Annotated in this window: 13 protein-coding genes; 5 read left to right on the top strand and 8 right to left on the bottom strand. The window is 65.0% G+C overall.

Translation table 11 applies throughout. The features are described from left to right. The first annotated feature begins 89 nt into the window (after positions 1-89). Positions 90-647 (top strand): outer membrane protein, encoded by a 558-nt coding sequence (locus tag DX905_RS04250; RefSeq protein ID WP_116090245.1) that lies wholly within the window; start codon positions 90-92, stop codon positions 645-647. A 35-nt stretch (positions 648-682) separates the two neighbouring features. On the opposite strand, the gene arsC is transcribed toward DX905_RS04250, so the two are convergent. The 3 genes from arsC to accB are packed head-to-tail and all read right to left on the bottom strand — an operon-like array spanning position 683 to position 2,874. Next, positions 683-1,018 (bottom strand): arsenate reductase (glutaredoxin), encoded by a 336-nt coding sequence (gene arsC / locus DX905_RS04245; RefSeq protein ID WP_116092318.1) that lies wholly within the window; start codon positions 1,016-1,018, stop codon positions 683-685. A gap of 8 nt (positions 1,019-1,026) precedes the next feature. Further along, the gene (gene accC / locus DX905_RS04240) at positions 1,027-2,391 is read right to left on the bottom strand and encodes an acetyl-CoA carboxylase biotin carboxylase subunit (RefSeq protein WP_116090244.1); all 1,365 of its coding nucleotides are present in this window, start codon (positions 2,389-2,391) and stop codon (positions 1,027-1,029) included. A gap of 6 nt (positions 2,392-2,397) precedes the next feature. Beyond that, entirely contained in the window at positions 2,398-2,874 is a 477-nt protein-coding gene (gene accB / locus DX905_RS04235) for an acetyl-CoA carboxylase biotin carboxyl carrier protein (protein ID WP_205412188.1), read from the bottom strand. A gap of 127 nt (positions 2,875-3,001) precedes the next feature. Between accB and thiS the strand changes: the two genes are divergently transcribed. The 4 genes from thiS to DX905_RS04215 all read left to right on the top strand — a co-directional run bounded on the left by thiS (position 3,002) and on the right by DX905_RS04215 (position 8,120). Next, positions 3,002-4,027 (top strand): sulfur carrier protein ThiS, encoded by a 1,026-nt coding sequence (gene thiS / locus DX905_RS04230; RefSeq protein ID WP_205412293.1) that lies wholly within the window; start codon positions 3,002-3,004, stop codon positions 4,025-4,027. A gap of 62 nt (positions 4,028-4,089) precedes the next feature. After that, positions 4,090-7,053 carry a TonB-dependent receptor gene (locus DX905_RS04225; RefSeq protein WP_116090242.1) on the top strand — a complete coding sequence of 988 codons (2,964 nt, stop codon included), beginning with the start codon at positions 4,090-4,092 and terminating at the stop codon, positions 7,051-7,053. Between the two features lie 106 nt (positions 7,054-7,159). After that, positions 7,160-7,663: a hypothetical protein gene (locus tag DX905_RS04220; protein ID WP_162875453.1), complete on the top strand. Its 504-nt coding sequence runs from the start codon at positions 7,160-7,162 to the stop codon at positions 7,661-7,663. Between the two features lie 19 nt (positions 7,664-7,682). Then, entirely contained in the window at positions 7,683-8,120 is a 438-nt protein-coding gene (locus DX905_RS04215) for a DUF5991 domain-containing protein (protein ID WP_162875452.1), read from the top strand. Positions 8,121-8,173: 53 nt separating this feature from the next. On the opposite strand, the gene DX905_RS04210 is transcribed toward DX905_RS04215, so the two are convergent. The 5 genes from DX905_RS04210 to cobA are packed head-to-tail and all read right to left on the bottom strand — an operon-like array spanning position 8,174 to position 12,075. Then, positions 8,174-8,953 (bottom strand): phosphoadenylyl-sulfate reductase, encoded by a 780-nt coding sequence (locus tag DX905_RS04210; protein WP_116090239.1) that lies wholly within the window; start codon positions 8,951-8,953, stop codon positions 8,174-8,176. Beyond that, the gene (locus DX905_RS04205; protein WP_116090238.1) at positions 8,946-9,368 is read right to left on the bottom strand and encodes a DUF934 domain-containing protein; all 423 of its coding nucleotides are present in this window, start codon (positions 9,366-9,368) and stop codon (positions 8,946-8,948) included. Before DX905_RS04205 ends, DX905_RS04210 begins: the two co-directional genes overlap by 8 nt. Next, positions 9,365-10,993, bottom strand: a complete 1,629-nt coding sequence (locus tag DX905_RS04200) for a nitrite/sulfite reductase (RefSeq protein ID WP_116090237.1) — start codon at positions 10,991-10,993, stop codon at positions 9,365-9,367. Before DX905_RS04200 ends, DX905_RS04205 begins: the two co-directional genes overlap by 4 nt. Next, entirely contained in the window at positions 10,994-11,290 is a 297-nt protein-coding gene (locus tag DX905_RS04195) for a DUF2849 domain-containing protein (protein ID WP_116090236.1), read from the bottom strand. It abuts the gene before it with no gap. Beyond that, positions 11,287-12,075: a uroporphyrinogen-III C-methyltransferase gene (gene cobA / locus DX905_RS04190; RefSeq protein WP_116090235.1), complete on the bottom strand. Its 789-nt coding sequence runs from the start codon at positions 12,073-12,075 to the stop codon at positions 11,287-11,289. The genes DX905_RS04195 and cobA overlap by 4 nt, the downstream gene beginning before the upstream one ends. Between the last annotated feature and the right edge of the window lie 24 nt (positions 12,076-12,099).

Below are 12,099 nucleotides of genomic sequence, written 5' to 3'. Positions count from 1 at the left end.
GCTGTTGCGAAACATCGGGGAGCGCAGCTGGTTCACCCCTCCGAGTAGGTCAATCCTGCTTACGTAATGTTTCGTAGGAGTCTCAAAACATGATTAAATTTGCTCTCGTCGCCGCTCTTGCGGTGGGCGCTGCCTCCGCTGCGGCGGCGCAAGATACCGCACCTGACGGCAGCCGGCCGTTCGGCCTGGAGCCCTATGTCGGCGTGCTCGGTGGCTATCACAGCTTCGATCGCCAGAGCGAATTCGGCAATGTCCCGCGCTACGGCAAGCCGACCGGCGCGCTGATCGAAGGCGTCGCGGGCGCCAACTTGCCACTCGGCCCGGTCTTCGTCGGCGTCGAAGGCAATGCCGCCAAGGGCTTCAACGACATTGATTGGGAATATGGCGTTCGCGGCCGCGCGGGCTTCCGCGCCGGCGACAGCGGCCTGATCTATGCCTCCGGCGGCTATCAGTGGGTCAATGGCAAGAGCAAGCGCGGCTTCGGCGACCAGCGCGACTGGATGTGGGGCGGCGGTGTCGAAGTCGGTCCGCAGGACATCGGCCTCGGCGGCGTCACCGGCAATGCCGGGCCGCGGCTGCGCCTGCAGTTCGAAACCTATGATTTCGACAGCATCCGCCCGATGGCAGGCGTGATCTTCCACTTCTGAGGTGGAACGGGCGGCGGGGCATAACCGCCGCCCGTCTACAATATCTCGCCTATTCTTTCCGGCGGGCGGCCGAGACGCACGCCCTTCTCCGTCTGGACCAGCGGGCGCTCGATCAGGATCGGATTGGCCGCCATCGCGTTCAGGATCGCATCGTCCGACGCGCCAACCAGCGCGCTCGCGGCGGGCTCGGCCAGGCGCAGCCCGTCACGCGGGCGCATCCCGGCCTTCGCATACAGCGCCGCGAGCGTCGCCCGATCCGGCGGAGTCTTGAGATATTCGACGATGGTGACGTCAGCATCGGCATCTTGCAGCAGCGCCAGCGTTTCGCGCGATTTGGAACAGCGCGGATTATGCCAGATCGTGGCCTTCACCCGCGGCGTCACGCCTTGTCCGCTTCGTCCTGCTTGGCGAGCCACTGTTCGAGCCACTTGATCGTGTAATTGCCGCTCTGGAAATCGGGCTCGTCGAGCAGAGCGCGATGGAGCGGAATGGTCGTCTTGACCCCATCGATCACGAATTCTTCGAGCGCGCGGCGCAAGCGGCGCAGCGCACCATTGCGAGTGGTGCCGTAGACGATCAGCTTTGCGATCATCGAATCGTAATAAGGCGGGATGCGATAACCGGCGTAAAGGCCGCTATCGACGCGTACGTTCATGCCGCCGGGCGCGTGATATTGCTTCACCAGGCCCGGCGAGGGCGCGAAGGTACGCGCGTCCTCGGCATTGATGCGGCATTCGATCGCGTGGCCGCGAAACTGCACATCGCTCTGGCGCAGCGTGAGCGGATGGCCCTCGGCAATACGGATCTGCTCGCGCACAAGGTCGAGGCCCGTGATCGCCTCCGTCACCGGATGCTCGACCTGCAGGCGGGTATTCATCTCGATGAAATAGAATTTGCCGTCCTCGTAGAGGAACTCGATCGTGCCGGCCCCGCGATAGCCCATGTCGGCCATCGCCTTGGAGACGATGCCGCCCATTTCCATGCGCTGCTCGGTCGAGATGACGGGTGAGGGGGCCTCCTCCAGCACCTTCTGGTGGCGGCGCTGGAGCGAGCAGTCGCGCTCGCCGAGATGGATGGCATTGCCATTGCCGTCGCCGAACACCTGGAATTCGATATGGCGCGGATCGCCCAGATATTTTTCCATGTAGACGGTCGCGTCGCCGAAGGCCGCCGCCGCCTCGCTGCCCGCCTGCTCGATCAGCGTTTCCAGCTGATCTTCGTTCTCGACCACCTTCATGCCGCGCCCGCCGCCGCCCGACGCCGCCTTGATCAGGACCGGATAGCCAATTTCGCGCGCGACCTGCTTGGCCTCGGCGACATCCTTGACTGGACCATCGGAGCCGGGGACGAGCGGCAGGCCAAGCTTGGCGGCCGTGAGCTTGGCCTCGATCTTGTCGCCCATTGTCCGGATATGCTCCGGCTTGGGGCCGATCCAGATGATGTCGTGTGTCTCCACGATCTCAGCGAAGCGGGCATTCTCGCTGAGAAAGCCGTAACCGGGATGGATCGCGTCCGCGCCCGAGATTTCGGCGGCAGAGATGATGTTGGGGATGTTGAGATAGGAGTCGGTCGCCGAAGGCGGACCGATGCAGATCGCCTCATCGGCGAGGCGGACGTGCATCGCGTCGGCATCGGCGGTCGAGTGTGCCGCGACCGTGCGGATGCCCATTTCGTGGCAGGCGCGATGGATACGGAGCGCGATTTCGCCGCGATTGGCGATCAGGACTTTCTCGATCTTGGCCAAGGCGCCTTACTCGACGACGACGAGCGGCTGGTCGAATTCGACCGGCTGGTTATTGTCGACCAGGATCGCGGTGACCGTACCGGCGCGGGGCGACAGGATCGGATTCATCACCTTCATCGCCTCGACGATCAGCAAGGTGTCGCCGGCCGCGACCTTGTCGCCAACCGCAACGAACGATTTGGCGCCGGGCGCGCCCGACATATAGACCGTGCCCACCATCGGCGACTTGATCGTGCCGGGGTGATCGGCCGGAGCAACCGGTGCCGCCGGCGGGGCAGCGGTGGCGGGTGCCGCAGCGGCAGGCACGGCAGCAACCGTCATTGGCGCTGCCGCTGCCGGCACCGCGATGTTGCGCACGACGCGGATGCGCCGGTCGCCGTCCTGCACCTCGATCTCGGTGAGGCGGGTCTCGTCGAGCAGCTCGGCGAGCTGGCGGACCAGCCCGGCATCGACCTGCATCGATGTAACATTGGTTTCGGTCATCAAACGATGCCCCTGAAAAGTGAAGGCGCGCTCATTGCAGAGCTTTGGCCGCACGTCCAGCGCATGAAGGCTCAACGGGTTTCATCTTTTGAAGCATCCCCTTAGAGCGAAGGGCATGGCGACTCCAATTCATAGCGACGGTACTATCTCGATCGTAGTCAATGGCGGGCATAAGCGCGTGCGCGCCGGCATGACCATCGCCGATCTGGCAAGCGAACTCGGGTTGGTGCCGGAAAAGGTCGCGGTCGAACGCAATCTCGAAGTGGTGCCCCGCTCGACTATCGCGCAGGTGTGCCTGGAAGACGGCGACGAACTCGAGATCGTGCATTTCGTCGGCGGTGGCGATCATCCGGGCCCCGGAGGCGATGCGGTCGCGACGGTGGACGAGGATCGCTGGACGGTGGCGGGGCGCAGCTTCCGCTCGCGCCTGATCGTCGGCACCGGCAAATATAAGGATTTCGCGCAAAATGCCGCTGCGCTGGAGGCGTCTGGGGCCGAGATCGTCACCGTGGCGGTGCGGCGGGTCAACGTGTCCGACCCGAACGTGCCGATGCTGACCGATTTTATCGATCCCAAGAAGGTCACCTACCTGCCCAATACCGCTGGCTGCTTCACCGCCGAGGATGCGATCCGCACGCTCAGACTGGCGCGCGAGGCGGGCGGCTGGGATCTGGTCAAGCTCGAGGTGCTGGGCGAGGCGCGCACGCTGTATCCCGACATGGTCGAGACTTTGCGCGCAACCGAGATCCTCGCGAAGGAGGGCTTCCTGCCGATGGTCTATTGCGTCGACGATCCGATCGCGGCGCGGAGGCTGGAAGATGTCGGTGCGGTCGCGATCATGCCGTTGGGCGCGCCGATCGGATCCGGCCTCGGCATCCAGAATCAGGTCACGATCCGGCTCATCGTCGAGGGCGCCAAGGTGCCGGTGCTGGTCGATGCGGGCGTCGGCGCGGCATCCGACGCGGCGGTGGCGATGGAGCTTGGCTGCGACGGCGTGCTGATGAACACCGCCATTGCCGAGGCCAAGGATCCGGTGATGATGGCGGCGGCGATGAAAGCGGCGGTGGAGGCCGGGCGGCTATCCTACCGCGCGGGGCGAATGGGCAAGCGCCGCTATGCCGATCCGTCGAGCCCGCTTGCAGGGCTGATCTAAAGGATCCGTCGACGGGAAGTGTGAAAGCTTCCGTTCAACAACCGAACTTTACGGGATCCTTCGTGCGCCATTCATTGATCCTGCTCGGGCTTCCGCTGCTGCTCACGCCCGAACTGGCGTTGGCCCAGGCCGCGCCTGCTCCTCCCCCAAATCCGGCGCCGACCGCGCCGGCGGCCGCACCCGCGGCCGATGACGAGGAGGAGGTGGTCGTACAGGGTCAGCGCCCGCGCGGGTCCGTGGTCGGCGACATTCCGGCCGAACAGACGTTGAGCCAGGCCGACGTTCGCGCCTATGGCGTCAACAATATTTCGGACCTGCTCGATCAGCTGTCGCCGCAGACCACGAGCGGTCGCGGACGAGGCGGCGAGCAGCCGGTGGTTCTGCTGAACGGGCGCCGCATTTCGGGTTTCAGCGAAATACGCGACCTGCCGACCGAAGCGATCTCGCGCGTCGAGATATTGCCCGAGGAAGTGGCGCTCAAATACGGATATTCGGCGGACCAGAAGGTCGTCAATTTCGTGCTGCGCGAACGGTTTCTGGCCTTGGTCGGGCAGGCGGGCGGCAGCACCTCGACCGAGGGCGGCGGCACCGGCGTCAATCCCGAGGCGAATTATGTCCGTATCCGCGGCGACAATCGCCTGACACTCAACCTGCGCTATCAAGAAAATGCGAAACTGCGCGAAAGCCAGCGCGACGTCACCGATGTCGGCACCACCCAGCCATTCGATCTGGCGGGCAATGTCGCCAAGCCGCGCGACTTGATCCGGCCGGGCTGCGACGCCGCGAATGCGGACACGGCCGTCTGCAACCAGATCGATCCCGCGCTCAGCGCACTGGCCGGCCAGCCGGTGACGGTTGCCGCCGTACCGACGTCGGCCGCGAGCGGTGCGCCAGCGCTCGCCGCGTTCGTGCCGGGGGCCAACAACCCCAACGTCACCGACGTAACGCGCGACCGCACCCTGAGAGGATCGTCCCAGCAATGGAGCGGCAATGCCGTCTATGCCCGGCCGATCTTTTCGCGCTCGACGGCGACGTTCAACGGCAGCCTGTCCTACAATAAGGGCGACAGCCTGCGCGGCTTGCCGGGTTCGGTATTCGCACTGCCAGCGGGCGACCCATTCTCCCCCTTTGCGGATCCGGTCGCGGTCTACCGCTATGTCGGCACCGATCCGCTTCATCAGCGCACGAGCAGTTTCGCGGGCCATGGCGGGCTGACGATCAATGGCGACAAGGGGCGCTGGCGCTGGTCGCTGACCGGCAATTACGATCATGGCGAGAACCGGACGCACACCCAGACCGGCATCGACACGAGCGCCTTCCAGGCGCGGCTCGCGGCACTGGATCCGACCGCCAATCCGTTTGCGGCGTTCGCGCCGAACACGCTCGGCGGGGTCACCACCAATCGTGCGCGTTCAACCACCGACACTGGAAATGTCCAGGCGGTCGCGGGCGGGCCCTTGTTCAAACTGCCGGCGGGCGACGTCACGACCAACGTCAAGATCGGCGCGGAATATATCGGCTTCGACACCGCCTCGACGCGCGGGCTGATCGCGCAGTCGAACGATCTTAGCCGCCGCAACGTCAACGGGCAGATCAATATCGACCTGCCGCTCACCAGCCGTCGCACCGGTGTGCTGCCCTGGTTCGGCAATTTCTCGCTCAACGCCAATCTTGCCGTGCGTCAGATTTCCGATTTCGGCACACTCACCACGCTTGGCGGCGGTTTCGTGTGGACACCGATCGCGCCGATCAACCTGATCGGTTCCTACACCAAGGATGCGGGCGCACCGACGGTCAATCAGATCGGCGACCCGACTATCTTCACCCCGCAGGTGCGCGTCTTCGATTATGCGCGCGGCCAGACCGTGGACGTGACGCAGATCAGTGGCGGCAATCGCGATCTGCGGGCTGATAACCGACACGTCTGGAAGTTCGGCGCGACGCTGAAGCCGTTCGGCGACAAGAACGACCTCACCATTACCGCCAATTATGTGCGCACGCGGACGAACAACGCGATCGCGTCGCTGCCCGAGCCGACCGCGGACCTCGAAAACGCCTTTCCGGACCGTTTCGTGCGCGATGCCGACGGTAATCTCATCCAGATCGATACGCGCTCGGTCAATTTCGCGCGCGAGCGGCGCGACGAGCTGCGTTACGGCCTGAACTTCTCGCTCAACCTGAAATCGATCATCCAGAAGAAGTTCGAAGCCTGGATCGCGGCGCGCCGCGCCGGGCAAGATCTGCCGCCGCCGATCCCGCGTAACGTATTCCAGCCGACGCTGGCTGGTAACAAGGCTGACCTAGCAGCGCGTCAGGCGGAGGCCCGCCAGCGTCAGCAGGAACGGCAAGGAGCTGCAGGCCAAGCCACCACGGCCGCGCCGCTCCCCAATGGCGCGCCCGCTGCGCCAGCGGCGCGCGAGGCCGGCGGGGTATCGGCCGGCGGGCCCCCGCCCGGCGGGGGATTTGGCCCCGGTGGATTCGGTGGGCGCGGCGGCGGTGGTGGCTTTGGCGGCGGGCGTGGCGGCCGCGGCGGACAGACCTCGGGCCGCTTGCAGGTCGCGATCTACGATACGTGGACAATCCGCGACGACGTACTGATTCGTCGCGGCGTGCCGCTGCTCGATCTGCTCAACGGCGATTCTGTGGGCGGCGGGGGCGGCCAGTCGGATCATCAAGTGCAGCTGCAGCTCGGCTATTCGAACAACGGTATCGGCGTGCGCGCGGAAGGCAATTACCGGACGGCGACTTTCGTGCGCGGCGACGGCACCGGTACGGTTGGCGACCTCCATTTCTCCGACCTCGCGACGCTCAACCTGCGCATGTTCGCCGACTTCGGTGCTATGCCGAAGTTCATCGCCAAGCCGTGGGCGCGCGGGCTGCGCGTCAGCGTCGGCGTGAACAATGTCTTCAACGACCGCCAGCATGTGCGCGATGCGAATGGCGGCACACCGTTGAGTTATCAGCCCGCCTTCCTGGATCCGCTCGGGCGGACGGTGTCGATCAGCATCCGCAAGCTGCTTTTCTAAGAAGATCCCGCAGCGTCGGGGCATCGTCCTAATGGGCCGCATCGGCACCTTTGCGGCAAATCATGCGTTCATTCCGCGTCCGTCCCACGCCAAAAGGAGAAGCGTGATGCGAAAAGAGCGGAAAAGCCTGACCGTTACCGCAGCGCTGGCCGGTACGATTTCCCTGTCCGGTGTCGCTGAAGCGCGCAACCTGATGCTGCCCCCAGTCCCCGGGTTCGTGGAGGGTTATCGGCAGACGCAGGGTCAGAACGCGATCCTCGAACTCGTGCCGCGCGGACAGAATGTGAACAATTATACCAAGATGGTAACGATGCAGCGCGTGGCCGGCACGCGGGTGCCGGCGAACCGCTTCCTCGCCGAATTTGCGCGGCGCTATCAGGCGAGCTGCCCACGCGCTGCGGTATTGGCACAACCGATGGGCGTAGCGGGCGGTGTTCGCCTGGATTGCCCGCGCCATCCGCGCACCGGGCGCACCGAAACCGTGCTCGCCCGCGCGATCGACGACGGCACCGGGATTTACCTGGTCCATTTTACCTTCAAATATATCCCCGCCCCCGGCGAGACCCGCTGGGCGCGAGACTATCTCGGCCGCGTCGGTTTCACGAACTGACGCTACAGGAGAGAGCAAGATGACCAGATCGACGATCCGATTTGCGGTGCTGGGGATGGCGGCGTTCGCTGTCGCCAGCGCGACGGCGGCACCCGCCGGCTGGAACGGGACCTATCTGTACGAGCAGTCGCTCGGGCCCAACCTCACCAGGGAGGTGGTGCCCTTCGTCAACCATCGGCTGGTGCTGGACCAGCGCGGTTGCCGCCTGACGGTCCGCGGATATCAGACCGACGAGCAGATCATTTGCGATGCGGTGCGGCGCGGCGCGGGGCTGGAAATCCGCTTCCGCAGCTACGCCGATGGATCGACTGCCAATAAATATGGCGTAAAGATCTATCGACCGGGCCAGCCGTTATTCGCGCTGACGAAGGAGACGGGCGGGCTGACTACCACCTGGCAGAGCTACACGCATAAACCGGAACGCGCGAAGCAGGGCGTGTTTTTCAGGAAGAGCTGACGCCAGTCGCTGCGTCGATCGACGGACGGTGTCGTGACGAAGTACGGACGCGCTCAGAAGATCGGATCGTCCGCGCTTGGTCCGTCGATCGGCGTATGGATGCCGCATTCGACCTTGTCCCAACCACGCCAGCGGCCGGCGCGCGGGTCTTCGCCCGGCATAACGCGGCTGGTGCAGGGCGAGCAGCCGATCGAGAGATAACCCTGGGCCTCGAGCGGATGACGCGGCAGCTTATGCTCTTCGAAGTATAGGTTAAGCTGATCCTTGGACCAGCCGGCCAGAGGGTTGAGCTTAAGCTTGGGGCCGTCGGCGTGATCGGCATCGAGCTCGAACAAGGGCAAGGCGGTGCGAGTGCCCGCCTGGAAGCCCTTGCGCCCCGAAATCCATGCGTCGAAGCCCTTGAGTGCACGCTGCAGCGGCTCAACCTTGCGGATCGCGCAGCAGCCGTCGGGATCGTAGGACCAGCGCAGGCCGGTTTCGTCCCTCGCCGCGAGCAGCCGTGGGTCGGGCCGATAGACGCGCAGATCGGTGAAGCCGAGCCGTTCGGACAATTCGTCGCGATAGGCCAAAGTCTCGCCGAACATTTTCTGGGTATTGGTGAAGACCAAGGGAACGTCGCGGTCGATCTGGCTGACGAGGTGGAGCAGGACTGCAGATTCCGCGCCGAAGGAGGACACCAGAGCGGTGCGGCCGAACAGCTCGCCGGTGAGCAATTCGCGCAGCATGATGCCGGTCGGCACGCCGGTATAACGCGCGTTGAGCGCATCGACATCGGCCTGGGTGAAGGCCGGGCGGACGTCGATGGCGTCGATCTTGCGGGCGGCCTCACCCATGACGCAGCTTCCACACCGGCGCGCGTTCGTCGGCGGCCTTTTGATAGACGTGCGGGAAACGCCCGAGCGCTTCTTCGACTGCGGCAGGATCGAGCGGGGACTCGCTGGCGAGCGCGTCGAAGCCGCAGCGGCGATAGTCGATCACCTGATCGAGCAAGATGTCGCCCTGGGCGCGCAACTCGCCCGTATAACCTGCCTCCCGCAATATCCGGGCGGCGGAATAGCCGCGCCCATCGCGGAAGCCCGGAAAGGCGATCTCGATCAGCGCCAGCCGGTCGAGATAGGGGATGAGCGCACGCGCATCTTCGCCGGCCTCCAGCCGCACGGCGGTGGCGTTGGACTGGCCGAGGAAGTCGTCGAGCGTGCCCGCTGGTTCCTCATGCACCTCGTCGGTGCGGAAGCGGATGAGGGTCATGCGTAAATCGCCGCCTTGAAGGGGTCGAGGCCGACGCGGCGATAGGTGTCGAGGAAGCGCTCGCCCTCGGTGCGGAGTGCGCGATAGGTGTCGAGGGCCTTCTCGACCGCGTCCACCACGCCGTCCTCGGAAAAGCCGGGGCCGACGATCTTGGCGAGGCTCGCATCCTCCGCGCCCGAACCACCGAAGGAGAGCTGATAATTCTCGGTCCCGTGACGGTCGACGCCGAGGATGCCGATATGGCCGGCATGATGATGGCCGCAGGCGTTGATGCAGCCCGAAATCTTGAGCTTCACCTCGCCCAGATCGCGTTGCGTGGCGAGGCTGAACCGCTCCGATAATTTCTGCGCAAGCGGGATCGAGCGTGCATTGGCGAGGCTGCAATAGTCGAGCCCGGGGCAGGCGATGATGTCGCTGATCAGATCGAGATTGGGCGTGGCCAGCTCGGCACCGTCGAGTGCCTGCCACACGGCATAGAGATCGGCCTTGCGGACGTGCGGCAGAACGATGTTCTGGGCGTGGGTAATGCGCAATTCGTCATGGCTGTAGCGTCCGGCGAGATCGGCGATCAGGTCCATTTGCGCCGAGGTGGCGTCGCCGGGGATGCCGCCGATCGGCTTCAGGCTGATCGTAACGATCGCATGATCCTCGCGCTTGTGCGCCGCCACCTGCTGGTCGAGCCACAGGGCGAAATCGGGATCGCTGCGGTCGATCTCGGTCGACCCGCCCGTGAAGGCAGGGAGCGCGAACATCGCGGAAATCCGGTCCAGCTCGGCTGCTGGCGGATCGAGCGCCAGCCTTCGCACCTGGAGGAATTCCTCCTCCACCTGGCGGCGATATTCGTCGGCGCCGAGCTCGTGGACGAGGATCTTGATGCGCGCCTTGTAGATATTGTCGCGGCGGCCGTAGCGATTGTAGACGCGCAGGCAGGCTTCCAGATAGCTCACGAACTCGGTCGCGGGCACGAAATCGCGGATCAGCGGCGCGACCATCGGCGTGCGTCCCTGACCACCGCCGACATAGACCGCAAAGCCAAGCGTGCCAGCGTCGTCGCGCTTCAGCAGCAGGCCGATATCATGCAGCCGCATCGCCGCACGGTCTTGGTCGGCGGCGATTACGGCGATCTTGAACTTGCGAGGCAGATAGGTGAATTCGGGGTGGAAGGTGCTCCACTGGCGCAGCAGCTCGGCATATGGGCGCGGATCGGCGACCTCGTCGGCCGCGGCGCCGGCATATTGATCCGACGAGATATTCCGGATGCAATTGCCGCTCGTCTGGATGGCATGCATTTCGACCGTCGCCAGTTCGGCGACGATGTCGGGCGCATCCTCAAGCTTGATCCAATTATATTGGAGGTTCTGGCGGGTGGTGAAATGGCCGTAATCGCGGTCATATTTGCGCGCGATATGCGCCAGCATCCGCATCTGCGTGCTGTTGAGCGTGCCGTAGGGGATGGCGACGCGCAGCATGTAGGCGTGAAGCTGGAGGTAGAGGCCGTTCATCAGCCGAAGCGGCTTGAACTGATCCTCCGACAATTCGCCCGACAGGCGGCGTGCGACCTGATCGCGGAATTCCGCGACGCGCGCATCGACGATCGCCTGATCATAAGCGTCATAGCGGTACATTCAGATCACCCAGCTTTCGGACGCGGTCTCGGCCGCCTGGATGCCGAGATCCGGGCGCACGGTCGGACCGGAGGCCCGGATCCGTTCCTTGATATGGAGCGGCACCGGACCCTGCGGGCCGGGCGCAGCATCGATGATATATGGCCCGTTGACGCGGCGTGCGGCTTCCTCGCGCTTGGCGACCGCATCGGCGCCGTCGGCGACGTCGACCGCATCGGCGACCAGGCGCGACCAGCCATTGCCGGCCCACCATATGACGTCGCCGGTCACAAGATCGTTGCCGGTGAGCAACCTCATGCGAGCGCCTCCGCCTGAGAGGCAAAGGCAGCCAGGCGGTTTTCGGCATCGGACAGCAACACGACCTCGCCCACGATGATGATCGCCGGGCTGGCGACAGCATCGCGCTCGACCAGATCGCCAAGATCGGCGAGCAAGGTGCGCAGCGCACGCGCATTGGGCAGCGTGCCACGCTCCAGCACCGCGACCGGCATCTCCGGCGCGACGCCATCGGTCATCAATTTGTCGGCGATCGCGCGGGCATTGGCGACGCCCATATAGATAACGAGCGTGCGACCCTGTCCGGCGAGGCCCGACCAATCCTGCTCGGACAGGCCCTTGCATTGGCCGGCGACGAAGCTGACCGCGCTCGACCAGTCGCGATGGGTCAAAGGCAGCATCGCCTCGGCCGCGCAGCCGAGAGCAGCCGATACGCCCGGCACGACCTCGACCGGCAGGCCGGCGGCACGCACCGCCTCCACCTCCTCGCCGCCGCGGCCGAACACGAACGGGTCGCCGCCCTTGAGGCGCACGACGATCGAGCCGGCCTTCACATGCGCGACGATCAGCGCGTTGATCGCCTCTTGTGGCAAGGTATGACGCGCGCGCTGCTTGGCGACCGATATGCGTTGCGCATGCGCAGGCACGTAATCCAGGATGCTGGGATCGATCAGTCCGTCATGAACGACAATGTCGGCGATTTTGAGCGCTTCGACCGCGCGAAGGGTCAGCAGGCCGGGATCGCCTGGGCCGGCGCCGACCAGGATCACTTTGCCGCGCGCTTGAGGATCGAGAAGGCTCGCCATGATCCCAGCGAGATGGTCGTTCGC

This window comes from Sphingomonas crusticola, from assembly GCF_003391115.1.
GTDB classification, from domain to species: domain Bacteria; phylum Pseudomonadota; class Alphaproteobacteria; order Sphingomonadales; family Sphingomonadaceae; genus Sphingomonas_I; species Sphingomonas_I crusticola.
Note: the sequence above shows the minus strand (reverse complement) of the source record. Positions and strands in the feature narration are given on the sequence as shown.